The organism is Azonexus hydrophilus DSM 23864 (genome assembly GCF_000429605.1).
GTDB classification, from domain to species: Bacteria; Pseudomonadota; Gammaproteobacteria; order Burkholderiales; family Rhodocyclaceae; genus Azonexus; species Azonexus hydrophilus.
Map to the genome: position 1 here is coordinate 26,249 of NZ_AUCE01000017.1, position 26,193 is coordinate 52,441.

Annotated in this window: 14 protein-coding genes and 1 pseudogene; 13 read left to right on the forward strand and 2 right to left on the reverse strand. The window is 60.9% G+C overall.

Translation table 11 applies throughout. From position 1 onward, the window contains the following. Positions 1-12: 12 nt before the first annotated feature. Positions 13-2,151 carry a UvrD-helicase domain-containing protein gene (locus tag G471_RS0109340; RefSeq protein WP_028995115.1) on the reverse strand — a complete coding sequence of 713 codons (2,139 nt, stop codon included), beginning with the start codon at positions 2,149-2,151 and terminating at the stop codon, positions 13-15. Between the two features lie 246 nt (positions 2,152-2,397). Here G471_RS0109340 and G471_RS0109345 point away from each other — a divergent pair, with 246 nt between their 5' ends. The 4 genes from G471_RS0109345 (at position 2,398) to holA (ending at position 7,112) form a co-directional block, all read left to right on the forward strand. After that, positions 2,398-2,748, forward strand: coding sequence for a hypothetical protein (locus G471_RS0109345; protein ID WP_028995116.1), 351 nt, complete (start codon positions 2,398-2,400; stop codon positions 2,746-2,748). A 197-nt stretch (positions 2,749-2,945) separates the two neighbouring features. Further along, a complete protein-coding gene (gene leuS / locus G471_RS0109350) occupies positions 2,946-5,555 on the forward strand; it encodes a leucine--tRNA ligase (RefSeq protein WP_028995117.1) in 2,610 nt (869 codons plus the stop codon). A gap of 10 nt (positions 5,556-5,565) precedes the next feature. Further along, positions 5,566-6,096: an LPS-assembly lipoprotein LptE gene (locus tag G471_RS0109355; protein ID WP_028995118.1), complete on the forward strand. Its 531-nt coding sequence runs from the start codon at positions 5,566-5,568 to the stop codon at positions 6,094-6,096. Further along, a complete protein-coding gene (holA, locus tag G471_RS0109360; protein WP_028995119.1) occupies positions 6,096-7,112 on the forward strand; it encodes a DNA polymerase III subunit delta in 1,017 nt (338 codons plus the stop codon). Before G471_RS0109355 ends, holA begins: the two co-directional genes overlap by 1 nt. Here holA and G471_RS0109365 read toward each other — a convergent pair. Then, positions 7,109-7,345, reverse strand: a complete 237-nt coding sequence (locus tag G471_RS0109365) for a hypothetical protein (RefSeq protein ID WP_028995120.1) — start codon at positions 7,343-7,345, stop codon at positions 7,109-7,111. The genes holA and G471_RS0109365 overlap by 4 nt on opposite strands. Positions 7,346-7,458: 113 nt before the next feature. Between G471_RS0109365 and G471_RS0109370 the strand changes: the two genes are divergently transcribed. From G471_RS0109370 to G471_RS17275, 9 genes and pseudogenes are all read left to right on the forward strand, one after another. Further along, complete coding sequence (locus G471_RS0109370; protein WP_028995121.1) at positions 7,459-8,715, forward strand: glutamate-5-semialdehyde dehydrogenase; 1,257 nt, start codon at positions 7,459-7,461, stop codon at positions 8,713-8,715. Then, positions 8,708-9,880, forward strand: coding sequence for an acyl-CoA dehydrogenase (locus G471_RS0109375; protein WP_028995122.1), 1,173 nt, complete (start codon positions 8,708-8,710; stop codon positions 9,878-9,880). The genes G471_RS0109370 and G471_RS0109375 overlap by 8 nt, the downstream gene beginning before the upstream one ends. 6 nt (positions 9,881-9,886) lie before the next feature. Further along, complete coding sequence (locus G471_RS0109380) at positions 9,887-10,372, forward strand: methylated-DNA--[protein]-cysteine S-methyltransferase (protein WP_028995123.1); 486 nt, start codon at positions 9,887-9,889, stop codon at positions 10,370-10,372. Beyond that, entirely contained in the window at positions 10,338-11,258 is a 921-nt protein-coding gene (gene xerD, locus G471_RS0109385) for a site-specific tyrosine recombinase XerD (RefSeq protein ID WP_051295408.1), read from the forward strand. Before G471_RS0109380 ends, xerD begins: the two co-directional genes overlap by 35 nt. Before the next feature lie 9 nt (positions 11,259-11,267). Beyond that, positions 11,268-11,657 (forward strand): annotated as a pseudogene (locus G471_RS17270) (YbaK/EbsC family protein); the annotation flags it as partial. Positions 11,658-11,722: 65 nt separating this feature from the next. Further along, a complete protein-coding gene (locus G471_RS0109395; protein ID WP_028995125.1) occupies positions 11,723-13,303 on the forward strand; it encodes a recombinase family protein in 1,581 nt (526 codons plus the stop codon). 319 nt (positions 13,304-13,622) lie between these two features. Beyond that, positions 13,623-18,938 (forward strand): DEAD/DEAH box helicase, encoded by a 5,316-nt coding sequence (locus G471_RS0109400; protein WP_028995126.1) that lies wholly within the window; start codon positions 13,623-13,625, stop codon positions 18,936-18,938. Next, the gene (locus G471_RS0109405) at positions 18,938-21,784 is read left to right on the forward strand and encodes a helicase-related protein (RefSeq protein ID WP_028995127.1); all 2,847 of its coding nucleotides are present in this window, start codon (positions 18,938-18,940) and stop codon (positions 21,782-21,784) included. The genes G471_RS0109400 and G471_RS0109405 overlap by 1 nt, the downstream gene beginning before the upstream one ends. Positions 21,785-21,803: 19 nt before the next feature. After that, positions 21,804-26,189, forward strand: a complete 4,386-nt coding sequence (locus tag G471_RS17275) for an Eco57I restriction-modification methylase domain-containing protein (protein ID WP_051295409.1) — start codon at positions 21,804-21,806, stop codon at positions 26,187-26,189. Positions 26,190-26,193: the final 4 nt, after the last annotated feature.

The following is a 26,193-nucleotide window of genomic DNA, read 5'->3' on the forward strand; positions in this document are numbered from 1 at the left end:
GCCGGCGGGAAATCACACCGGCGTCAGCTTGGCGTACTCCAGCGCCAGCCATTTCATGCCGGCACCGCCGCCGAAATTGACCTGCACCCGCGCATCGGCGCCGCGCCCCTCGGTGGCGACGATGACGCCGAGACCGAACTTGGCGTGCTCAACGCTCTGACCGACGCGCAGCCCGCCAGCCACCGGCTCGCTGCTGGCGGCGGCGTAACCGCCCCAGGTCGGCGCCGGGGCCGCAGCCTTCTTGTTGAGCTTGAGCAACAGCTCCTCCGGTATCTCGTCGAAGAAGGACGAGGCCGTGCAATAACGCGTCTGCCCGTGCAGCATCCGCGTCTGCGCGCAGGACAGGTAGAGCCGCTGGCGGGCACGGGTGACCGCGACGTACATCAGCCGGCGCTCTTCCTCCAGGCCGTCGCGCCCCTCGCTGACCGCGTTCTCGTGCGGGAACAGCCCCTGCTCCAGGCCGCTGATGAAGACGATGTCAAATTCCAGGCCCTTCGCCGCGTGCACCGACATCAGCTGGACCGCTTCCTGGCCTTCGCCGGCCTGGTGCTCGCCGGATTCGAGCGAGGCGTGAGCGAGGAAGGACGCCAGTGCACCGCCTTCGCCGATCGCGCCTTCGTCGTCGACAAAGGTGGCGGCGGCGTTGATCAGTTCGTCAAGGTTCTCCAGGCGTTCCTGACCTTCCTTTTCCAGCCGGTAATGCTGGGCGAGGCCGGACTTCTCGACGACATGCTCGATGATCTCGGGCAGCGGCAGCTTTTCGGTCTCCTGACGCAGCGTCTCGACCAGCCGGATGAAGGCGCCGACGGTCTGGCCAGCCTTGCCGGTCAGCGAGGCGGCGGCGTTGTAGAGGCTGGAATTCATCTGGTGCGCGGCGGCCTGCAGGTTTTCCAGCGAACGGGCGCCGATCCCGCGCGTCGGGAAATTGACCACGCGCAGAAACGCGGTGTCGTCATCCGGATTGCCCAGCAGGCGCAGGTAGGCGAGCGCGTGCTTGACCTCCTGGCGCTCGAAGAAGCGCAGGCCACCATAGACCTTGTAGGGCACGCCCTTGGTGAACAGCTCGTGTTCGAGCACGCGCGACTGCGCATTCGAGCGGTAGAGGATGGCGCATTGCGTCGCCGGCACGCCGTCACGGACCAGTTCGCGGATCTCGTCGACGATGAAGCGCGCCTCGTCGATGTCCGAATAGGCTTCGAAAGCGCGGATCGGCTCGCCGTCGCCGGCGTCGGTCCACAGGTTCTTGCCCAGGCGCTCGCGGTTGTACTTGATGATGGCGTTGGCGGCGGCCAGGATGTTGCCGTGCGAGCGGTAGTTCTGCTCGAGGCGGATGATGTTGTCGGCGCAGTAGTCGCGCTCGAAGTCGCGCATGTTGCCGACCTCGGCGCCGCGGAAGCGGTAGATCGACTGGTCGTCGTCGCCGACCGCAAAGAGCCTGGCGCCGCCGCCGGCGAGCAGTTGCAGCCAGGCGTACTGCAGCTTGTTGGTATCCTGGAACTCGTCGACCAGGATGTGCCGGAAACGCTGCTGGTAATGCGTGCGCAGCGGCTCGTTGCGCTGCAGCAGCTCGAAGCAGCGCAACAGCAGCTCGGCGAAATCGCAGACGCCCTCGCGGTTGCACTGGGCCTCGTACTCGGCGTAAATCTCGACACGTTTCTGCGTGTAGTGGTCGTACACCTCGGCCTGGCCGGCACGCACGCCCTGCTCCTTGTGCGCGTTGATGAAATGGCACAGCTCGCGCGGCGGGTACTTCTCGTCGTCGATGTTGAGGTTCTTCAGCAGGCGCTTGACCATCGCCAGCTGGTCGGCCGAATCGAGGATCTGGAAGGTCTGCGGCAGGCCGGCCTCGCGGTAGTGCGCGCGCAGCAGCCGGTTGCACAGGCCGTGGAAAGTACCGATCCACATCCCGCGCACGTTGATCGGCACCAGCGCCGACAAGCGCGCGGTCATCTCCTTGGCCGCCTTATTGGTGAAAGTCACCGCCATCACACCATGCGGCCCGACCTGGCCGGTCGAGATCAGCCAGGCGATCCGTGTCGTCAGGACCCGCGTCTTGCCGCTGCCGGCGCCGGCGAGGATCAGCGCATGCACAGGCGGCAGCGTCACGGCCTGCAGTTGGGGAGGATTGAGGTTGGCGAGCAGGTCGGACATGGTTTGGACTGGTCACATAAACAGTCCGCCAGTGTACAATGCCCGCCGCCAATAAAGGACAAATGGTCGGACCAATTTGTTGCATTTGTGCAACGCAGCAATCATTTAAGGGTTATCCACTAATGACCCTTAGGGCACGCGAACGTATACTGGCAACAAATAAATATTGCAGTGCACAAAACTTTTTGCCCACAAGGCAGTCGATACAGAAGTGGTCACCGCCACGATCGTAGAAGGAGCAGCACCATGAACAGCATGAAGTCACCGAAAATCCTCCCTTGGATCGCCAAGAAGGCCGGCATCAGTGAAGAACTGGCGCTCAAGCTGTGGCGTCGCGCCGTCGGCGAAGCCGAGTACCTGACCGGAAAATCGGACGGTTCCGAATTCTTCGGCCTGGCCATCGAGCGTTTCCTGTCCATCGTCGAAGACGAAGCCGGCACGCTGTCCACCAGCAAGCTCAACCCGGCCCCGCAATTGACCTGGATGTGGCGTCACCAGACCCGCATGTCGCTGCTGTCGCTGATGGCGGCTCAGAACGCCTACCGTTGCTGGCAGAGCACCTGGAACGACATGGTCGGCCAAAAAAAAGCCGCCTGACCGGGCGTCATTGATGTCCGGCCCGGGGCGCCGCGTACCGACGCCGCCCCGGGGAACCGTGATGAAAATCCGGGGCAAACACCCCCTTCCTGCCGGCGAGCGCAGGACGCGCTGAAAACCGGGGAGAAACCGGGCCGCGCAACCGCTATAATTCGCGGTTTGATCGACGCCTTTCAGCAAGAACGCTCCCCATGCCCATGCAGGAAAAATACACCCCGGCCGACCTCGAACGCGCCGCCCAGCAACACTGGGACGAAACCGGTGCCGCCCGCGCCGTCGAAGACGCCAGCAAACCCAAGTACTACTGCCTGTCGATGTTCCCGTATCCGTCGGGCAAGCTGCACATGGGCCACGTGCGCAACTACACCATCGGCGACGTGCTCTCGCGCTTCCACAAGATGCAGGGCTACAACGTGCTGCAGCCGATGGGCTGGGACGCCTTCGGCATGCCGGCCGAAAACGCTGCATTGGCCAACAACGTGGCGCCGGCCGGCTGGACCTACTCGAACATCGAGTACATGAAGCAACAGCTCAAGTCGCTCGGTTTCGCCATCGACTGGCAGCGCGAATTCGCCACCTGCACGCCCGAGTACTACCGCTGGGAGCAGTGGCTGTTCACCCGCCTCTACGAAAAGGGCCTGGTGTACAAGAAGCTCGGCACCGTGAACTGGGACCCGGTCGACCATACCGTGCTCGCCAACGAGCAGGTCATCGACGGTCGCGGCTGGCGTTCCGGCGCGCTGATCGAAAAGCGCGAGATCCCCATGTACTACATGAAGATCACCGCTTACGCCGAGGAACTGCTGAGCGAGCTCGACAACCTGCCGGGCTGGCCCGAGCAGGTCCGCCTGATGCAGAAGAACTGGATCGGCAAGAGCACCGGCGTGCGCTTCGCCTTCCCGCTGGCCGACAACGCCGATGAAAAGCTGTGGGTATTCACCACCCGCGCCGACACCATCATGGGCGTCACCTTCGTCGCTGTCGCCGCCGAACACCCGCTGGCCACCCGCGCGGCCGCCAACAATCCGGAACTTGCCGCCTTCATCGAGGAATGCAAGAAGGGCGGCGTTGCCGAAGCCGACATTGCGACGATGGAAAAGAAGGGCATGCCGACCGGCATCTACGTCAGCCACCCGCTGACCGGAGAAAAAGTTGAAGTCTGGGTCGGCAACTACGTGCTGATGAGCTACGGCGACGGCGCCGTGATGGCCGTGCCGGCGCACGACGAACGCGATTTCGCCTTTGCGCTGAAGTACAACTTGCCGATCAAGCAGGTCGTCGCCGTCGACGGTGAATCCTTCAGCGACCAGGCCTGGGCCGAGTCCTACGCTGACAAGGTCAAGGGCAAGCTGGTCAATTCCGGCAAGTACGACGGCCTCGGTTATGAAGCCGCCGTCGACGCCATCGCCGCCGACCTCGCCGCCAAGGGCCTGGGCGAGAAGAAAACCCAGTTCCGCCTGCGCGACTGGGGTATCAGCCGCCAGCGTTACTGGGGCTGCCCGATCCCGATCATCCACTGCCCCAGCTGCGGCGACGTGCCGGTGCCGGACGAGCAGTTGCCGGTCGTCCTGCCGGAAAACGTCGAGATCACCGGCGCCGGTTCGCCGCTGGCGAAAATGCCCGAGTTCTATGAGTGCAAGTGTCCGAAGTGCGGTGGCGACGCACGCCGTGAAACCGACACCATGGACACCTTCTTCGAGTCGTCCTGGTACTTCCTGCGCTACGCCTGCCCGGACAACACCACGGCCATGGTCGACGAGCGCGTCCAGTACTGGTGTAAAGGCGGCATCGACCAGTACATCGGCGGCATCGAGCACGCCATCCTTCACCTCCTATATTCGCGCTTCTTCACCAAGCTGATGCGCGATGTCGGCCTGATCGGCGATTTGGGCGAGCCCTTCGCCAACCTGCTGACCCAGGGCATGGTCGTTGCGCCGACTTTCTACCGCGAACTCGACGGCGGCAAGAAGCAGTGGATCAACCCGGCCGACGTGGACGTCGTCACCGACGAGCGCGGTCGCCCGACCGGCGCCACCTTGCGTGCCGACGGCCTGCCGGTGGTCATCGGCGGTACCGAGAAGATGTCGAAGTCGAAAAACAACGGCGTCGACCCGCAAGCCTTGATCGACCAGTACGGCGCCGACACCGCCCGTCTGTTCATCATGTTCGCCTCGCCGCCGGACCAGTCGCTGGAATGGTCGGATGCCGGCGTCGAAGGCGCTTTCCGTTTCCTGCGCCGCCTGTGGAAAACGACTTACGACCACGTTCAGGGTGGCCTGGTCGCCGCCTGCGCGAGCAACGACGGTTTGAGCTCGGCCCAGGCCGACCTGCGCCGCAAGCTGCACCAGACCATGGGCAAAGTCGCCGACGACTACGGCCGGCGCAAGCAGTTCAACACCGCCATCGCCGCCGTCATGGAGCTGCTCAACGCCTACGACAAGTGCGACCTCGCCGATGCCGCCGGCCGCGCGCTCGCCCAGGAAGTTCTGGAAAGCGCCGCGCTGCTGCTCTTCCCCATCGTCCCGCACATCGGCCAGGCGCTCTACGCCGAGCTGAAGCCGGGCTCGGATGCCGGCCTCGCCGCCTTCCCGAAGGCCGACCCGGCTGCCTTGAAGCAGGATGAAATCGAGCTGGTCGTCCAGGTCAACGGCAAACTGCGCGGTGCCATCCGCGTCGCCGCCGAAGCCGACAAGGCGAGCATCGAAGCCGCCGCACTGGCCAATCCCGACGCCCAGAAATTCATGGAAGGCAAGCCGGCGAAGAAGGTCATCGTCGTTCCGGGCCGCCTGGTCAATATCGTCGTCTGAGGAAACTCGCATGCCCTACCCGCTCCGCGCCCTGTTCGCCCTGCTGCTCGCCCTTCTGGTCGCCGGCTGCGGCTTCCAGTTGCGCGGAGCGAACGGCAGCAGCACACTACCCTACCGGACCCTGCATATCGCTCTGCCTGAGACATCCGAGGTGCGCATCTGGCTGGAACGCTACATTCAGGGCAGCAGCGCCAGTACGCGCCTGCTCACCGACCCGAAAGCGGCCGAGGCGGTTTTCGTTCAGCTGGACGACAACAGGCAAAAGAGCATCCTCAGCGTCAATGCTCAGGGCCGCGTTCGTGAATATCGCCTGCAGTTGAACTACAGTTTCCGCCTGGTCAATGCCGAAGGCCGGGAAATCGTCAGTCCAGTCGATATCGTCATGACCCGTGACATCAGCTTCAATGACTCACAGGTACTGGCCAAGGACATCGAGGAAAATCTGCTCTGGCGCGACATGAACAATGACCTGGTCAACCAGATCATGCGCCGCCTGAGCCTGATCAAACCCAAGGATCCCTCGACGGCGGCCGAAGACTGATGCTGCTCAAGGCCGAGCAACTGGCGACGCACCTCGAACGCGAGCTGCGCCCGCTCTACGTACTCTACGGCGACGAGCCGTTGCTGGTGCTGGAAGCGGCCGATGCGATCCGTGCCCGCGCGCGTAGCGCCGGTTACAACGAACGCGAAGTGCTGACCGTGCTGGCGCAATTCGACTGGGGACAATTACTCGCCGCCGGCGGCAACCTGTCGCTGTTCGGCGACCGCAAGCTGATCGACCTGCGCATTCCCGGCGGCAAACCGGGCAAGGAAGGCAGCGCAGCCTTGCAGCAGTGGTGCCAGAACCTGTCGTCCGACAATCTGCTGCTGATCACCCTGCCCGAACTCGACTGGCGCGAGGAAAAGGCAGCCTGGTTCACCACGCTGGCCAATGCCGGCGTCGTCATCAAGCTGAATGCACCGCCACTGGCCGAACTGCCCGGCTGGATCGCCGGCCGTCTGCGCCGCCAGCAGCAAAGCGCCGATCCGGAAAGCCTGAAGTTCATCGCCGAGCGCGTTGAAGGCAATCTGCTCGCCGCCCATCAGGAAATCCAGAAACTGGCCCTGCTTTACCCAGCCGGCAAGCTGTCGCACGAGCAGATCCGCGACGCCGTGCTCAATGTCGCCCGCTACGATATCGAGGGGTTACGCGAAGCCCTGCTGGTCGGCGACGTTGCCCGCCTGGCCCGCACGCTCGATGGATTGATGCAGGAAGGCGAAGCGCCGCCGCTGGTACTGTGGGCCATGTGCGAGGAAATCCGTGCCCTGGCAACGATCCGCGGCGGGCTGGACAGCGGTCGCCCGCTCGACCTGCTGTTGAAGGATGCCAAAGTCTGGGGGCCTCGTCAGGTTCAGGTCAAACGGGCCTTGCAGCGTCTCAGCCAGCCCCGACTGGAAGCGGCACTCAAGCATGCGGGGCGGATCGATGCCTTGATCAAGGGGATCGGCCGCGGCAATCTGTGGGATGAGTTCCTGCAACTGGGCATCTCGCTGTGCAGGAGTTCGCGGCCGGCTTAAGCGGCCGGCGGCGCGGACGGTTCGTCCGGATCGAGATCTTCCCAGATGCAGTCGCACTCCCGGCGCACGTCGTGCAGCCCGGGTTTGCTGGTTTCCTGCACCAGGCACTCGCCTTGGCACTCCTCGGAAACCACGACCAGTTTCATTTCAGCATCCACCTGGCGGTCGCCATCCCAGTAGCTGCAGGTTGCGCAGACCTTGACCTCGGTCGGCAATATCAGTTTTTCGGCCATCTTGTCCTCGACGGAAAGCCCTGTTGTCGTTGCGGATAAGAGTTTACCTGCTTCCGGAAGTTCCCTGTAATTTGTCTGGCTATAATGTTCTTTTGCCCAAAACAAAGAACACCATGGACATCAAGGACTACATGCAGACGATCGGCCGCCAGGCCCGCGCCGCGTCGCGCCGCCTAGCCACGGCCACGACCGCCGAAAAGAACGCCGCCCTGCAGGCGATTGCCGACGCCATCCGCCGTGAAAAAGCGGCGCTGCTCGCCGCCAACGCCGAGGATGTCGCCGCCGCCCGCGCCGCCGGTCTGGAGCCGGCCATGCTCGACCGCCTGACGCTGACCGACAAGGGCGTGGACAACATGGCCGAAGGCGTCGAACAAGTCGCCAAACTGCCCGATCCGATCGGCGAAATGGGCGAATTCAAGTTCCGCCCGTCCGGCATCCAGGTCGGCAAGATGCGCGTGCCGCTCGGTGTCATCGGCATCATCTATGAAGCCCGCCCGAACGTCACCGCCGACGCCGCCGCCCTGTGCCTGAAATCCGGCAACGCCGCCATACTGCGCGGCGGCTCGGAAGCGATCCGCTGCAACCGCGCCATCGCCGCCCTGGTCCAGGAAGGCCTGCGCACCGCCGGCCTACCGGCCGACTGCGTCCAGGTCGTCGACACCACCGACCGTGCTGCCGTCGGCGAACTGATCACCATGCGCGAGTTCGTCGACGTCATCGTGCCGCGCGGCGGCAAGGGCCTGATCGCGCGGCTCCTGGCCGAATCCCGGGTGCCGATGATCCAGCACCTGGACGGCAACTGCCACGTCTACCTCGAAGAGGAAGCCGACCCGAACAAGGCGCTGAAGATCGTCGAGAACGCCAAGACCCAGCGCTACGGCACCTGCAACACCGCCGAATCGCTGCTCGTCGACCGCGCGGTGGCCACCATGCTGCTGCCGCCGATCGCCCACATGCTGACCGCCAAGGGCGTCGAGATCCGTGGCTGTGCGGAGACCTGCGCCATCGTCCCGAACGCCGTCGCGGCCACGGAAGAGGACTACTACACCGAATTCCTGGCGCCGATCATCTCGGTCAAGGTCGTGGCCGACATTGATGAGGCCATCGCCCACATCAACCAGTATTCGTCCAAGCACACCGAAAGCATCGTCACCGACAACCACCCGAAGGCCATGCGCTTCCTGCGCGAAGTCGATTCGGCCTCGGTCATGATCAATGCCTCGACGCGCTTCGCCGACGGCTTCGAATACGGCCTGGGCGCCGAAATCGGCATCTCGACCGACAAGATCCACGCCCGTGGCCCGGTGGGTCTGGAAGGCCTGACCAGCCAGAAATGGATCGTCCTCGGCGACGGGCACGTCCGTGGCTAAGCCCAGCTTCAACTGGGAAGACCCGCTGCTACTGGATTCACAGTTGGCGGCGGACGAACGCCAGGTGCGCAACGCGGCGCGGACCTTCGCGCAGAAGGCGCTGGCACCTCGGGTACGCGACGCCTTTCGCAACGAGCACACCGACCCGGCGATCTTCCGCGAGATGGGCGAAATGGGGTTGCTCGGCGCCACGCTGCCGCCACAGTACGGCGGCGCCGGGCTGAATTACGTTTCCTACGGGCTGATTGCCCGCGAGGTGGAATACGTCGATTCCGGCTACCGCTCGATGCTCAGCGTGCAGTCCTCGCTGGTCATGCTGCCGATCTTCGCCTTCGGCAGCGAGGCGCAGAAACAGAAATACCTGCCCGGCCTCGGTCGCGGCGAGCTGATCGGCTGCTTCGGGCTGACCGAGCCGGATTCCGGCTCCGACCCCGGCAGCCTGGCCACCCGCGCCCGCGCCGTGCCCGGCGGCTGGAAATTGTCCGGCAGCAAGATGTGGATCACCAATGCACCGCTGGCCGACGTTTTCGTCGTCTGGGCCAAGGACGACGAAAATGTCATTCGCGGCTTCATCCTCGACAAAGGCATGCCCGGCCTGAGTGCGCCGGCGATCCACGGCAAGGTCGGCCTGCGCGCCTCGATCACCGGCGAGATCGTCATGGACGAGGTCTTCGTCCCGACGGAAAACCGCCTCGACGTCGCCGGCCTGAAAGGTCCGTTCACCTGCCTGAATGCCGCCCGTTACGGCATCGCCTGGGGCGCGCTGGGTGCCGCCGAAGCCTGCTGGCATACGGCGCGGCAATACACGCTGGACAGGAAGCAGTTCGACCGGCCGCTGGCAGCGAACCAATTGGTGCAGAAGAAACTCGCCGACATGCAGACCGAAATCACCCTCGGCATCCAGGGCGCGCTGCGCCTGGGCCGGATGATGGACGACGGCAGCGCGACGCCGGAAATCGTTTCGCTGATGAAGCGCAACTCCTGCGGCAAGGCGCTCGACATCGCCCGTACGGCACGCGACATGCTCGGCGGCAACGGCATTTCCGACGAATACAGCGTCATCCGCCATGTCGTCAATCTGGAAGTGGTCAATACCTACGAGGGCACGCACGACATCCATGCGCTGATCCTCGGCCGGGCACAAACCGGCATTTCCGCTTTCTGAACGACCATGACGGACTACCAGGCCATCGTCGTCGCCCCGGGTTTCTGCCTCGGCATCTGCTGCGACGCCGATGAAATCACCGGCATCGACTTCCTTGAGCCCCGTCCCGCCCTGGCACCGACCACCCCGCTCGCTGCCGAAGCCGCCCGCCAGTTGCAGGCCTACCTGCGCGACCCGGCCAGTCCGTTCAGCCTGCCGCTCAAACCCGCCGGGACAAGCTTCCAGCGCCGCGTCTGGGAACAGATTGCAGCCATTCCCGGCGGCCGGACCGAAACCTACGGCCAACTGGCCAAAGCCCTGCACAACGCGCCGCGTGCTATCGGCCAGGCCTGCGGCGCCAATCCCTACCCGGTGGTCGTTCCCTGCCACCGGGTGGTCGCCAGCCACGGCGGGCTGGGCGGTTTCGCCCGCGAACGCGGCGGCTTCCTGCTTGAGGTCAAGCGCTGGCTGCTGCAGCATGAAAACGCCGAACTTGCCATCAAGACCCACTGACCTCGCCGAGATCGACCAGTTCTGCGACGCACTCTGGCTGGAAGACGGCCTGGCCAAGGCAACGCTCGACAGCTACCGTTCCGACCTCGGCCGGCTGGCCGGCTGGCTCGCCGAACACGCTCATGAGCCGCTGCTCGACCTGCGCGAAACGACGCTGACCGCCTTCGTCGCCCACCTGTCGCGTAGCACGCGCGCCAGCTCGCAGGCGCGCTATCTGTCCACATTGCGCCGCTTCTTCCGCTGGCAGGTCGGGCGCGGTCGCATCGTCAGCGATCCGACGCTGAAACTCTCCAACCCCAGCCTGCCGTCGCGCCTGCCCAAGGTCATGTCGGAACAGCAGGTCGCCAACCTGCTCGCCGCGCCCGACCTCGACACGCCACTCGGTCGGCGCGACCGGGCCATGCTCGAGACCCTGTACGCGACCGGGCTACGTGTTTCCGAGCTGGTCAATCTGAAATTGCACGAGGTCAGCCTGGCCGATGGCGTGCTGCGCGCCTTTGGCAAGGGCAGCAAGGAAAGGCTGGTGCCGCTCGGTGAGCAGGCCATCGACTGGATTGCCGACTACCTGAAGACAGCGCGCGCCGCCATCCTGCACGACCAGGTCAGCGACGCCCTGTTCGTCACCGCCCGCGGCGGCGCCATGACTCGTCATGCCTTCTGGCATCTGGTCAAGCGCTACGCGCTGGTGGCCGGGATCGACCCGGCGAAACTGTCGCCACACGTGCTGCGCCACGCCTTCGCCACGCATCTGCTCAACCACGGCGCCGACCTGCGCGTCGTCCAGTTACTGCTCGGCCACGCCGACATCTCGACCACGCAGATCTACACCCACGTTGCCCGCGAACGGCTGAAGTCGCTGCATGCGATGCATCATCCGCGCGGTTAAAATGCCTCCATGAGCAAGCCAGAACACGCCCCCGAAACCCCGGCGACCAAGTTCCTGAAAGCGAACAAGGTCAGTTTCACCCCGCATCTCTACGCCTACGAGGAACACGGCGGCACCCGCGTCTCGGCGCGCGAACTCGGCGTCGACGAACATGCCGTGGTCAAGACACTGGTCTTCGAAGACGAGAACGCCAAGCCGCTGATCGTGCTGATGCACGGCGATTGCAAGGTATCGACCAAGGAACTGGCGCGGCAGATTCCGTGCAAGAAGGTCGAGCCGTGCAAACCGGAAGTCGCCAATCGCCACACCGGTTTCCTGGTCGGCGGCACCAGTCCGTTCGGCACGAAGAAGGCGATGCCGGTTTTCGTCGAGCGCAGCATCCTCGAATTGCCGCTGATCTAGATAAGTAGAAATTAGTTGCGGATTTTGATAGCCTGCCAAATATCCATCATTGCGGGGGCAGCATGCAGGCCAAAGTCATATCGTACACGCGCTTTTCCACGCTTGCTCAGGCCAAGGGCCAGTCGCTACGTCGTCAGGAAGAGAAAGCCGAGACTTGGGCAGTAGCACGAGGCCTAAAGCTTGATGAGAGTCTGCGGTTGCGAGACCTTGGGGTTTCGGCTTGGTCTGGGGCAAATGTAGAAACTGGTGCTCTGGCTGTCCTGCTCAAGATGGCAAAGGAGAGAGAAATTGAACCTGGCACGATACTCGTCATCGAGGCCATGGACCGTTTAACTCGTCAGTGCCTGGAGGATTCAATTCCCCTATTTATCGACCTGCTTAAGAGTGGCATCGAACTGGTCACCTTGCAGGACAACCAGCACTACACCAAGGAATCTCTAAAAGATTTAGCAAAATTCATCACTGCCATCATCTTGCTATCTGGTGGCAATCGAGAGTCCGAAATCAAGTCCGAAAGAGTGCGTGACGCCTACGAGTCACACCGAAAACGTGGTTCGGCTCAAATTTTTGGCTCAGCACCGGGTTGGTTAATACGCGACGATAAATTTTCGCCTTGGAGGCTTCATCCCGAAAAATCAAAGGTGGTACGCAAAGCTTTTGAACTAATGGCGGAAGGATGGGGCTCAGTAGAAATCGCAAAAAAAGCGAATGCGGAAGGCTGGATTGTGCCAACCCGCTTAGGCGAAAAGCGGGCAAAAGGCTGGACAGCATCGATGGCGAGCAAAATAGTTCGTAGTCGTTCTGCAATTGGAGAGCACGAACACCGTAATCGAACACGCGAAGCAAACAAAAAAAACTGGCATGGCGAGAGTCGGGGCGTTGTGGTTAAAAACTATTACCCAGCAGTGGTCGACGAAGAGCTTTTTTACAAGGTACAAGCTGCAATAGACCGCCGTCACAAGCCGGAAGGGCGCGACCAGTGGTACTTCAATATATGGAGTGGCCTAATTTGCTGCGGGAAATGTGGCGGAGGAGTTTGGCGTAAGACAGACTTCGCGACCAAAACGCTCGGACAACTGCGCTGCCGCAATTCGGCAGCCAGCCTTTGCGACGAGCCGAGTATTTCTATTAAGCAGGTTGACGCACCGTTGTTATTCCATATTGCGCAGTTTGCCAGTGCACAGTTAAGTGACATGGATACGAACCTCGCCAAGCTCGATGCTGACTCATCCAGGCTCGCAGAAGTGGATGCTGCAGCTGCGAACTTGGCCGAAGTCATTGCCAAAGGTGTCAATCTGCCGGCGCTAGTAGAAAAAGCTTCAGCTTTATCTATTCAGCGTGCAAAGATAACAAGCGAAATCGAGCGGCTACGCAAACTAATCGCCGAACACTCAGGGAGTATGTTTGACTCGAGCTTCGCTGAGACTCTGCTCCCAGTACTTTACGAACGGAGCGAAATTGCAAAGGAGCAACGAGCGAAGGCAAATCTAGTGCTGCGGAGGCTTATCGACAAAGTTGAGCTTGTCGCGAGCGAAGAGTCAGTATTCGTGACATTCAAGGATAGTCGTGCCAGGCTACTCGTAAAGGTTACAAAATTATCAGTAGATGCACCTATCCGCACGTCTGATGACGACGACACTTAACTTCGGCAAATCCATAGCCCAAAGGCCACCAAGCTACAGTTCATGGGAGCAGTTCGCCGGCCCTGTTGGTTGAGCGTAACTGCTTCGCGACTGAAATAAACTCTTGGCCCAATACATGGGGGCATCCCCTGTCAGGTTGGATAAGCTTCAAGCATTGGACCGAGTTGTCCTCGGTCAGTCTGAGCCGAACGGTTTGGCGCCATTTGCTACCTAGCGGAAAGCAAAAATCGTAGATAGGTGCGGAGTTTTATCTCGAAGCTTTTCGCGTCCTCTGTGATAATCCAGATGGTCTAGTAAATGTCAGAATTCAGGGATTCCAATGGATGTTTTTGAATTTCGTGGAAAGTTGGTTTCCGACTACGCTGCGTTCACTCGTAGCTTCACTCGCATTCATGCGCAAGACATACAGGCTTTCGTCAACGAGGCCTATGACTCTGGACGCTACTGGCCAGCGCCGCTCATACAAGTCAATCCCAATTTCAAGACGGGAGGCACTGTAGAAGCTTTGGTAGGGCAAGGTGCTCTGCATGCCGAATGTGCACACATCTTTCGTGCTGGCAAAAATGCCGCTAGTACCGGCGTTTCGCTCACTCTCTTCAAGCATCAGGAAGAAGCCATAAGCTTTGCCCAGAGTGGGGAAAGCTATGTACTGACTACAGGTACCGGCTCCGGCAAGTCGCTGGCCTATTTCATCCCAGTAATCGATGCCATCCTCAAGGCGAAGGACGCTGACCCGACGCCGCGTACACGAGCCATCGTTATCTACCCCATGAATGCACTGGCCAATAGCCAGCTGGAAGAATTGGGAAAATTCCTGGCTGATTACGGCGACCAGTCACCGGTTACCTATGGCCGCTACACTGGCCAGGAGAGCGAAGAAGAGCGTCAACGTCTCGCGGCCAATCCGCCGGACATCTTGCTGACTAACTTCATGATGCTCGAACTCCTGATGACACGTCAGGACGACAAAGACAAAGCGGTCATTCGCAATGCCAAGGGTTTGCGCTTTCTGGTGCTCGACGAGTTGCATACATACCGGGGCCGTCAGGGTGCCGATGTGGCACTGCTCGTCCGACGCGTGCGCGAATCCCTAGCTGACAAGCTTCAGTGCATTGGCACCTCGGCTACGATGGCGACTGAAGGGAGCGAACAGGAAAAGAATTCTAAGGTTGCCGAAGTCGCCAGCCGCTTGTTCGGCGTCCCTCTGGCCGCAGCTAACGTCATCACCGAAACATTGCAGCGGGTCACGCCAGAGGAGCTATTGGTTGACCATGTCCAGCCTCAACTGGGCGAGGCAATACATGCGGGCTTGCCGACTGGTGCAACATTCCAGGCGTTGGCCCGTCACCCCCTTGCGATTTGGGTGGAGTTGACCCTTGGCTTGACTCGCGACGAGGGGAAATGGCGGCGCGCGCAACCCATTACGCTGGAGGCAGCAGCGGAGCGCCTAGCGGCGGATGGTAATGTCGACGTTGGGCTGGCAAGGCAGGCGCTGGCTGATTTCCTATTGCTTGCCTATCGCACGACCGACAAACCCGCCGAAGCTGGAGGCCGGAGCCTCTTTGCCTTCAAGCTGCACCAGTTCATCTCCGGGGGGAGCAAAGTTTACGGCACCCTAGAGCCGGAGTCCAAGCGCTACCTGACGTTGGAAGGCAGCCAATACGTGCCGGGTGACCGGGCACGCCGACTGTACGCCCTGCATTTCTGCCGTGAGTGCGGGCAGGAGTATGTTCCCGTTTGGGACGAGAATTCCTCTGGAGGTCGTACCTTCAGCCCACGCAGTATCGAAGAGCGTAATCACGACGACGAAGACATCAAGAGCGGTTATTTTATGCCGGACACCTCTAGCATTTGGGAGGACATACTCGACCGCTATCCTGAGACTTGGCTGGAACAACGCCAGAATGGTGACCTGAAGCTCAAGTCGAATTACAAGAAACGCCAGCCATATCATGTCAGGGTGAATGCCGAAGGGGGCCATGCTGCCGATGGCACGCCGGGTTGGTACATTCCAGGTAGTTTTGGCTTCTGTCTTCGCTGCGGAATTGTTCACAATACCGCTGGTAAGGAGTCGCTGCGCCTAACTGGACTCTCTGGCGAAGGTCGGAGCTCGGCAACAACCATGCTGACCTTGTCAGCCTTGCGCTACCTCTATGAGGAGGATGACCAACTCAAGGCGGAAGCCAAGAAGGTCCTGGGTTTCACCGATAACCGCCAGGATGCAGCACTCCAGGTCGGACATTTCAACGATTTCCTCCAGGTGCTGCTGCAACGGGCTGCCTTGCTCACCGCAGTACAAAAAGCTGGCGGCAATCTGACCGAAGCCGAGGTTTCCGATGCCGTCTTTAAGGCCCTGGGTTTTGACCGGGATGACCCAGGGGTGCGCGCCGAATATATGCAGGACCCGGATATAAAGGGAAATGCCCGGCGTCAGGTCCAGGACATCATGCGGGCCATACTTGGCTACCGGGTTTACTTCGACCTGCGGCGGGGGTGGCGTTTCAATAATCCGAATCTCGAGCAACTCGGACTTGTTCATATCGAATATCAGGACCTCGATGACCTAGTGGCAGACAAGGAGTCCTGGGCCGAAGCGCCGCTAATCCTTCTTGCCGCCTCGCATGAGGTCCGCAAGCGCCTGCTCATCAAGCTTTTTGATGCCATGCGTCTTGGATTGTGCTTGGCCTCGCGCTACCTTGACCGCGCCGAACTCGACCGCCTCAAGACATCCAGTTACGCCAATCTGCGCGAGCCCTGGGGATTTACGGAAGATGAAACCCCCATTGCATCGAACTGGTTTATCACCACTGGTAAGCCTCGGGACGAGGACCGGCGCAACGTTGACTATCTTGTGTCGGGCAGCGCCCGCTCCAAGCTGGGCAAGGAATTCAAGAAGGCCAGCACCTGGTTGGAAGCAGATGGCAGCGAAAACCCCCATGCCGGTAAAATCAAAGATGTGCATTACGAGGAAATCGTTCGGGCACTGCTGAAGGCAGCTAAATCCTACGGCTTAGTCGTATCTGAAGAAACCGAGTTCGGCATGACGGGCTACCAGCTTAATGGCACCAGTCTGCTCTGGACGCTAGGTGATGGCCAGAGCAAGCGGGGCTCGGACGACAACGCGTTCTTCCGCAGTCTCTACGGCAATATCGCCGGCCTTTTGTCTAACCCCGTGCATCGCCTCTATGACTTCGAAGCCCGGGAGCACACTGCCCAGGTCGAGCAAGATGACCGCATGGAGCGCGAGGCCCGCTTCCGTTTTACCGACAAGGACAAAGACGACTGGCTGACCATCAAGGGCAAACAGCTGGAATGGCTACCGGTGCTGTTCTGCTCACCAACGATGGAGTTGGGCGTCGACATCTCCTCGCTTAACACCGTCTATCTGCGCAACGTCCCGCCGACTCCCGCCAACTACGCGCAGCGCAGTGGTCGAGCAGGCCGGGCGGGGCAACCGGCGCTCGTTATTACCTACTGCGCCGCTCAGTCGCCCCACGACCAGTATTTTTTCCGCGACCCGGTGCGCATGGTCCATGGACAAGTGAACCCTCCGACCCTTGACCTCGCAAACCGCGAACTCATCCAGAGCCACCTGCATGCAGTCTGGCTGGCCGAGACCGGCAAGAAGCTCGACAACAGTGTGCGTGGGCTGCTTGACATGAACGACCCAGAGGCGACGCTGACTGACGAGTACAAACAGCAGATGGACGCAGACGCCCCACAGAAGCGTGCTCATGCTCGTGGGCTGCGTATTCTGTCCATGCTGGCGGGTGAGCTCACTGCAGATAAGGCACCTTGGTATACCGAACACTTCGCCGACCAGGTCTTCCGACAAGCCTTTGCGTCCTTCGACAAGGCGCTCGACCGCTGGCGCGACCTCTTCGCCGCTACCAAGCGTCAGATGGAAATCAACCAGAAGGTTATGAACAACCCGGCGGCAAGTGAGCGGGACCGGCGCGATGCCAAGCAGCGTCACGACGAGGCCTTCCGCCAGCAGTCGCTCCTGCTTCAGGAGTCCGGTTCAGCAAACTCGGACTTTTATACCTATCGCTATCTCGCAAGCCAAGGCTTCCTGCCCGGCTACAATTTCCCGCGCCTGCCGCTCATGGCTTACATCCCGGCACGCAAGGGCAAGATTGGCCGCGAGAACTTCCTTTCTCGCCCGCGTTTCCTCGCGCTTTCGGAGTTTGGACCCTATAGCCTCATCTATCACGAAGGCAGCCAATATCGGGTAACTCGCGCCATGCTTTCGGTGAGCGCTGATGACCAGGTATCGGTGGGCGCCAAGCTGACCACCGACGTTGCCCGCATCTGCCCAGCGTGCGGCTATGGCCATTTCCGTAACCAGCGTGATGCGGACCGTTGTGTCTCCTGCAACGCACCATTGGCCGATGCCGTGGCCGTGCAAAATCTCTATCGCATCGAGAACGTGTCCACCAAGCGGGCTGAGCGCATCACAGCCAATGAAGAAGAGCGGGTGCGTCAGGGCTACGAGATGCAGACGACCATCCAGTTCGGCCAACAAGACGGAAAGCTTCAGGTCATGCATGCCGTCCTGAAGGATGGCGACACGCCGGTGCTGGAGTTGCAATACGGCTCAGCGGCTACTGTCTGGCGTATGAACCTTGGTTGGCGCCGCCGCAAGGAAAAGAGCCTACTCGGCTTCATGATTAACCCGGTGACCGGGCATTGGATGGGAGGTGCCGACGAGGCTGGCGACCCTGACCCGGACACTCCGCCAGATAAGACGCTGCCACAGCGAATCGTTCCCTACGTAGAAGACCGGCGCAATGTGCTCATCGTCCGTCCGCTCGAAGAGCTGGACATCAAGACCATGGCCACGTTGCAGTACGCCCTGAAGCGCGGCATGGAGGCCGTCTACCAGCTCGAAGAGAGCGAGCTGATGGCTGAACCGCTGCCCAAGGCTGACCTACGCCGTTCCATCCTGTTTTACGAGTCGGCGGAGGGTGGGGCCGGCGTCCTTACGCGCATCGCCACAGAACCTGATGCGCTTGCCCAGGTGGCCGCCGAAGCGCTGATTTTGATGCACTATCGACACCCGGCAAACGGACGTTGGGAAAACACTTCGCTCACGGAGGACACTGACCCTCAAGGCCAGCCCATTTGCGAAGCGGGCTGCTACAAGTGCCTCCTGTCGTATTACAACCAGCCGGACCACATTCATATCGACCGTCAAGACGCCGACAACGAAGGCAAGGTGCTGGACATCCTCTGTCAGCTCACCCGTTCTCGTGGTGAGGTTGGCAACTTTGGCCGCAGTCCGGCACAACAACAGGGTGAACTGGAACGCATCGCTGGTAGCTCTTTGGAGCAGGCCTGGCTGGCGCAGGTCAAGGCCCATGGCTATCGTATGCCCGATGGAGGTCAGCACACTATCGAGCGCTGCCAGACTTCTGCCGATTTCTTCTACGCTGACTGGAAGGCCGCCATCTTCATTGACGGCCCCCATCATGACGCGGCTGTGCAGTCTGGCAAAGACCAAGCCATCAATGCCTGTCTGGAAGCAGCGGGCTACTACGTTGTTCGTTTTCCAAAGGAAATTGACGCATGGCCTGACATCTTCAAGGCGCATGCAGACCTCTTTGGTGCAGGGAACAATTCAGGAACGAACTAATGACGCAGCAAACTACGTTTCAACCAGGCAGTCTGGTCTCGGCACGTGGTCGGGAATGGATTGTCCTGCCGCAATCCTCCGATGACACACTGCATCTACGACCACTGGGCGCCGCCGAAGATGATGCGACGCTCATATATCTTCCCATCGAGCCTGGCCCCGTCGGTCCGGCGACCTTCCCGAAACCGACCGTACAGCAGGCCTCCAATTTTGCAGCAGGCCAACTATTACGCGACGCCCTGCAACTGAAGCTGCGCACCGGTGCCGGTCCGTTCCGTAGTTTTGGCAACATCGCCGTCGAGCCTCGCGCCTACCAGCTCGTCCCACTACTGATGGCTTTGAAGCATGAAGTGGTACGCCTGCTCATTGCTGATGACGTGGGTATCGGCAAGACAATCGAGGCAGCACTTATCGTTCGGGAGTTACTCGACCGGGGCGAGATAACCCGCCTGGCCGTGCTCTGCCCACCACATCTCTGCGAACAATGGCAGCGCGAACTCAAAGAGCGCTTTCACATCAATGCTGTGGTCGTGCGCAGCACCACCGCCAACCGGCTGGAAAGGGGGTTGCCAGCCAACCAGTCTGTTTTCGAGGCCTATCCATTCACCGTCGTGAGTCTGGATTACATCAAGTCCGACCGCCGTCGGGACGAATTTCAGCGCGCCTGCCCGGAGTGTGTCATTGTCGATGAGGCGCATACCTGCACCTTTAGCGGCCAGGGCAAACAGCAGCGATACACCCTGCTCAAGGGGCTCGCTGAAAACCCCGAACGCCACATGGTGCTGCTCACCGCTACTCCACACTCAGGCGACGATGAGGCCTTCTACAACCTACTCGGTCTGCTCAAACCAGAGTTCAAGGAATTGAAGGACATCCCTCCAGATAGCCGTCGCCCTCTACGCGAACAACTGGCCAATCATTTCGTCCAGCGCCGCCGCCCTGACATCGGGGAGTGGCAAGACAGCAGCATTTTCCCGGAGCGATTCTCGGCCGAAATCACCTACAAGCTCACGGGCGACTGGGGGCGGCTCTTCGATGATGTGCTCGAATACGCCCGCGAACTCGTTGTGCGCGCCGAAGGCCAGGACCTCTTGCAGCAGCGCATGAGCTGGTGGGCCGCGCTGGCTCTGCTGCGTTGCATCTCATCGTCACCGGCTGCTGCAGTCAACGCGCTGCGCACGCGCCTGAATGGTAGTGCCTTGTCCGAGGAAGCTGGAGAGGTCGGTGTCTTGACCCTGGAAGAAGCCGACGAACAGGGCCGCGAACGCGTTCTCGACGGTTTGGAGGATAACCTCTCTACCCAGGACATCGAGCCGGGCGCTCGTACCGAGGACAGCGAGTGGCTGACGGACCTTGTTGCTCGGGCCGAAGGGCTGATGGGCAGCACCAAGGACCCCAAACTCAAGCGCCTCATCGAGCATTTGAAAGAACTGACTGCCGCCGGCTTTCAGCCGGTCGTGTTCTGTCGCTACATCGCCACCGCCCACTACGTTACCGAGCAACTGCGTTCTGCCTTCCGTAACCATCAAGTCACCGCGGTCACCGGCGAATTTGCCGCCGCGGAGCGCGAGGCCACGGTGGAGGCGATGGGCGAGGCCGAGCAGCGTATCCTGGTGGCCACCGACTGCCTCTCCGAAGGTGTCAATCTGCAGCATCTCTTTACCGCTGTCGTTCACTATGACCTGTCCTGGAACCCCACCCGTCACGAACAGCGAGAAGGCCGAGTCGACCGCTTTGGCCAGAAGGCCCGCGAAGTGCGCACGACCATGCTCTTCGGCCAGGACAATCCGGTCGATGGCGCTGTACTGCAGGTCATTCTTAGGAAGGCGGAGAGTATCCGCAAGGAACTCGGCGTGCTCGTCCCCATGCCCGACGACGAAGGCAAACTCACGCAGGCGCTGGTGGGGGCCGTTCTGCTGCGCAAAGGCACCCCGGCAAGCAAGATGCCGCAGATGGGGCTCGATTTCGGCGAACCCGAAATCGCCATCGATACCGCTTGGCAGTCGGCCAGGGACAAAGCCGCGAAGAACCGTACCTTGTTCGCCCAACGCCGGCTGAAACCCGAAGATGTCCTGCCGGAATGGCAGAAGACCCTGGCCGTGCTGGGTGGGGAGGAAGACGTCGAACGCTTTCTTAAGCGCGCTGCCATTCAGCTTTCTGCGCCACTGGAAGCCACCAGCAAGGCGGGCGCCAATCACTGGAAACTCCATGTAGACAGTTTCCCTGCCGCGGTGCGTGAACGGCTCGAAGGCGAAGGTTTGGCCGGCACCCTGCGCATCGACTTCCATCAGCCGGCGGCTCCAGGGGCTCAGTTCATCCACCGTACCCACCCGCTGGTCTCGGTGCTTGCCGACCACCTGTTGGAATCAGTCCTTGAGGGCGAGGCAGCCAGCGACAAAGTGCTGGATGCCGTTGCCCGGGCTGGCGCCATCTTCACTGAAGCGGTCCAGGTCAAGACTACCGTTCTCCTGGTTCGCCTGCGCCATCAATTGACTGTCACGCACCAAGGTCAGTCCCGCTTGTTGCTGTGCGAGGAAACGCTGACGGTTGGCTTGCCAGCCGAGGAAGGTCGGCCGCTGCTGGAGGATGAGGCAGCGCGCGCCCTGATGGCAGCCGAACCCACCCGTAACATGCCAACACCCCTGCGTGACCAACACATCCAGCGCATACTAGACCAACTGGATTCGCACCAGCCAATGCTTGAAGCCTTGGCCCGCAAGCGTGCGCAACTGCTGTTGGATGACCACCGGCGAGTCCGAGAGGCCGCCCAGGGCCGTGGTGAATACCGTGTTACACCCAGTCTGCCAGTAGATGTAATGGGTGTCTTCGTCCTTATCCCGGCCTAAAACAGGAGTTCAGAACAACATGGCTCGCCGCAACAACCAGGAACTCGCTTTTCCCGCCCTGAGCATCGAAGGTGGCCTGCTCGCGCCGGATTTTCTCAACAAGGTCGCTCACCTCGAAGCCGCCGAGCAGACTGAAGCTGATTACGACATCCCCCGCGGCCTCAAGCTGCGCGATGAAATTGGCCGCTACTGGAAGATTGCCCAGAACCTCTGGCAGGACTTCGCAGCCAAGCGTGCGCGAACGGACGTCAACGCGCACGCGGTCACCGTCAAGGACTTTCTTGAACCCCTGCTACGCCATGGGCTGTGTTTTGGTGACCTCAAGGCCGTCAGTCAGGTTACGCTGGATGAGCGACTATTTCCCATTGGTTTTGCCGCCGGCGAGGGCCGGGTACCCGTGGTCCTAGCCGCTCATGACCAGAGCCTTGACAAGCCGGATGCCCGCTTTGGCGATGGGGTGCGCCGCCGCTCCCCCTTTTTGCTTGCACAGGAATATCTGAACGCCAGTGAGGGGGCCCTCTGGGCCGTGGTCGGCAATGGCCTCAAGCTGCGCATCCTGCGGGACAACGCTAGCTTGACCCGCCCGGCGTACATCGAGGCAGACCTTGAAGCCATTTTCGGCGAAGGACTCTACCCGGATTTCACGGCACTCTGGCTGCTGGCCCATGCCTCCCGTTTCGGCAAGGGGGCCAGCGAGCCGGGCGGTTGCCCGCTGGAGCGTTGGCGGAATACCGCCCAAGAAGACGGTATCCGCGCCCGCGACCGCCTACGTGTCGGTGTCACCGAAGCACTGCGTTCGCTCGGCACGGGTTTCCTTGCCCATCCAGCCAACGCCGAACTGCGCCATCGCATTGAAGCAGGCGAACTCTCCGCCCAGGCCTACTTCGAGCAACTATTGCGTCTTATCTATCGTTTCATCTTCTTGGCCACCATTGAGGACCGGGAAGTGGTCTTTGCGCCGGAGGCCTGTGCCGAAGCCAAGGCCCGCTACCTTGCCGGCTACAGCCTCTCCCGTCTACGCCAACTCGCGGCTCGGCGCCGCAGCTACGACCGTCACGCTGACCTTTGGCAGGTATTGACCATCACCTTTTCCGGCCTCAGCAAAGGCCAGCCTGCCCTCGGGCTGCCTGCGCTTGGAGGGTTGTTTGCTGCCGGCCAGTGCCCAGACCTGGATGCTGCCCAGCTAGACAATGCCGCGCTGCTGTCGGCCTTGTTCAGCCTCTGCTTCTTCCGAGATGGTTCAGCGCTTTCCCGCGTCAATTACCGCGACATGGATTCCGAAGAACTGGGTAGCGTCTATGAAAGTCTGCTGGAATTGGTGCCTCAGGTCGCGTTGACCGCAGGTGCCCGCCACTTTGGCTTCATAGGAGACGAGGAAGAGGGTTCCACCAAGGGCAATGCGCGCAAGCTGACCGGTTCCTACTACACCCCGGACAGTCTCGTACAGGAACTCGTTAAGAGCGCGCTGGAGCCAGTCATTGAACGTACCCTCGCAGAAAATCCGCAGGAGCCTGTAAAGGCCCTGCTGGCGCTAAGCATCTGCGACCCAGCCTGCGGTTCAGGTCATTTCCTGCTCGCTGCTGCGCGGCGTATTGCGGAAGAAGTAGCGCGACTCAACGCTAGTGACGGTAACCCGCAGCCTGGCGACTACCGCTTTGCCTTGCGTGAGGTGGTAGCACACTGCATCTACGGGGTGGATAAAAACCCGATGGCGGTGGAACTGGCCAAAACTGCGCTGTGGCTCGAAGCCTATACCCCGGAACGCCCTCTTACCTTCCTTGATGCTCACCTGCGTTGCGGAGATGCCCTGCTGGGTGTGCTCGACCCGGCAATACTCGATGCCGGCATTCCCGACAGAGCTTTTAATGCGCTTTCTGGGGATGACAAAGAGGTGGTGAAGCGTCTCAAGAAAGCCAACCGAGATGCCCTGAAAGCCATCGAAAAGTCGAAGGCACCCGGTGGTCAGTTCAGCCTCGGGCTGGAAGCCGAACAGGACGCCGACGCCTTCGAGCATCTGCCCGATGACACGCTTGCGGCGATTGAGACCAAGCGCGCCGCCTTCGCAGCCTTGCAGGAAACGCTTGCCGATTCCCGCGCCCGGCTGGCGGCTGACCTTTTCGTTGCCGCCTTCGTGCTGCCCAAGACGGCAGACAACGAAGCCAAAGTGCCGACCAGTCAGGACCTTTGGCTGGTGCAGAACGGCAGCGCGCCGCGCCCCGGTGTGGCCGATGTTGCGCGGCATGCCGCCGAGACGGCGCAGGCCTTTCATTGGTGGCAGGCCTTTCCGCAAGTGCGGGCCAAAGGCAGCTTTAATGTGCTGCTCGGCAATCCGCCTTGGGAGCGCATTAAGTTGCAGGAGGAAGAATTTTTTGCCAGCCGTAGCCCGCTGGTGGCCGAAGCGCCGCACAAAGCTGAGCGCGGCAGGCGCATCCAGTTGCTGGCTGAGGGCACGTTGCTGCACACGCTTTACCCGGAGGTCGAGGCAGCTCAAGGGCTGGTGCCGCCTAATGGAGCCGAACAAGCGCTATTTGCCGATTTTTTGTCGGCTAAGCGCAGCGCAGAAGCCGCTAGCCTGTTCGCACATGATGCCGGACGTTATCCTCTGACAGGCGTCGGAGATGTCAACACTTACGCTTTATTTGCTGAAACCTTCGCCCAACTTGTAGGTGCTCATGGCCGGGCGGGCTTCATTGTGCCGACCGGCATTGCCACTGATGACAGCACCAAGGCCTTCTTTGCATGGCTGACGCAGACGGGAAGGCTCGCCAGCCTGTACGACATCGAGAACCGGGAAGCGGTGTTTCCTTCGGTACATCGCAGCTACAAATTCTGCCTGCTGACCCTGGGCCGCGCCGAGGCCGCCGAGTTCGTCTGCTTCGCCACCCAGACTAACCAGTTGGCCGACCCGCGCCGCCGCTTCACCCTTAATAGTAGAGAGGTGCAGTTACTAAGCCCAGTTTCGGGGACTGCTCCGGTATTCCGAAGTGGTCAGGACAAGGAGTTAAGCCTGCGTATTGCTCAGGTCTCTGCTCCGTTTGTCCAGAGTTGGGCCTCCTTCTTGATGCAAGGAACCTTTCACAGTAGCGGCGATAGTGGATTGTTTGAGGGATTTGGCAGCTCAGGCACAGGCGGGGTTACGAGGTTGTACGAGCCCAGGATGTTTCATCAATATGACCATAGGTACGCAGAGTTCAATGGGACGCAATGGAACTCTGTGACCGATGAAAGTAAACGCTCTCCGGATTTCACTGTGGCCTCGAGGTACAGAGTTCCACTTCCTCAACTGGCAATGCGTTCAGGAGGTGCTACGGATACCTATTCGCTTACTTACCGCAGAGTTTCTCGCAACACGGATGAGCGGACGCTGATTGCTGCAATCGTGCCTACTCGCGCAGTAAACGAGAACGGAGTCCTTGTTTCACTGGGGGGGGGCTGTGGGGCCGTTTGTACAGCTTTGGTGTTGGCAAATTTTAATACTCTTGTCACTGACTATCAGTTGCGGCAGAAGGACTGTTTCTCGGTTTCAAACTCCGATATTCGTTCTCTAGCGATTCTTCCCAACGCAAATTATGACAGTGCCAACCTCGCCTTCATCGTCCCTCGCGTTCTCGAGCTGACCTACACCGCCCACGACCTCGCTCCTTGGGCGGCTGACCTTGGCTACACAGGCGAACCATTCTCCTGGAACCCAGAGCGCCGCGCCCAATTGCGTGCGGAACTTGACGCCTACTATGCCCGCCTCTACGGCCTGACCCGCGACGAACTCCGCTACATCCTCGACCCCGCCGATGTGATGGGCGAGGACTATCCTTCCGAAACCTTCCGCGTGCTCAAGAACAACGAGATGCGCGAGTTCGGTGAATACCGTACTCGACGGCTGGTGTTGGAGGCATGGGACAGGCTTGAAGCCGAGAGCTGCCAGCCCAGTGTGTCCGTGCTTAGCGAGCAAGGGTTGATTCGCAGTGCTGAAGAGGCTGATTTTGCGGGCATCGTCGTCGAGCTTATCAGGCAGCATTCGGAGGGAGTTTCTGCCGGAGACCTCCAGACCCTGGTTGCCTACGCGATGCAGCCCCAGATGGTGACGCAATTAGTCGACCAGCCATCTGCGGCAAGGCTGACTACGCTTATGAATTGGGTATGCCGGATTGACGTCGGTACGGCCATTCAACTGATACCCAGCGTCCTGCATCGGCTTCAGACGAATGGTGTCTGCCGCTTGACTAAGCGTGGCGACGTAGATGTGTATGTGGGCAGCACGGACATCCTTCCTGCCGATGTGCGTTGTACCCAGGAGCATGCCGAACTGGGGGGGCTGCTCTTGGCGCTAGATGCGAAGCGTAAGGCTATCGCTCGAGCAGACCTGGCGCAGATAAAAAACCCCACCGTACAACGAGGTGCTGCTTAAGGAG

Coding starts and splice junctions, on each gene's coding strand:
- G471_RS0109380 (WP_028995123.1), top strand. CDS start 9,887: ATGACGGACTACCAGGCCATCGTCGTCGCCCCGGGTTTCTGCCTCGGC.
- G471_RS0109400 (WP_028995126.1), top strand. CDS start 13,623: ATGGATGTTTTTGAATTTCGTGGAAAGTTGGTTTCCGACTACGCTGCG.
- G471_RS0109395 (WP_028995125.1), top strand. CDS start 11,723: ATGCAGGCCAAAGTCATATCGTACACGCGCTTTTCCACGCTTGCTCAG.
- G471_RS0109370 (WP_028995121.1), top strand. CDS start 7,459: ATGGACATCAAGGACTACATGCAGACGATCGGCCGCCAGGCCCGCGCC.
- G471_RS0109365 (WP_028995120.1), bottom strand. CDS start 7,345: ATGGCCGAAAAACTGATATTGCCGACCGAGGTCAAGGTCTGCGCAACC.
- G471_RS0109345 (WP_028995116.1), top strand. CDS start 2,398: ATGAACAGCATGAAGTCACCGAAAATCCTCCCTTGGATCGCCAAGAAG.
- G471_RS17275 (WP_051295409.1), top strand. CDS start 21,804: ATGGCTCGCCGCAACAACCAGGAACTCGCTTTTCCCGCCCTGAGCATC.
- leuS (WP_028995117.1), top strand. CDS start 2,946: ATGCAGGAAAAATACACCCCGGCCGACCTCGAACGCGCCGCCCAGCAA.
- holA (WP_028995119.1), top strand. CDS start 6,096: ATGCTGCTCAAGGCCGAGCAACTGGCGACGCACCTCGAACGCGAGCTG.
- G471_RS0109405 (WP_028995127.1), top strand. CDS start 18,938: ATGACGCAGCAAACTACGTTTCAACCAGGCAGTCTGGTCTCGGCACGT.
- G471_RS0109340 (WP_028995115.1), bottom strand. CDS start 2,151: ATGTCCGACCTGCTCGCCAACCTCAATCCTCCCCAACTGCAGGCCGTG.
- xerD (WP_051295408.1), top strand. CDS start 10,338: ATGAAAACGCCGAACTTGCCATCAAGACCCACTGACCTCGCCGAGATC.
- G471_RS0109355 (WP_028995118.1), top strand. CDS start 5,566: ATGCCCTACCCGCTCCGCGCCCTGTTCGCCCTGCTGCTCGCCCTTCTG.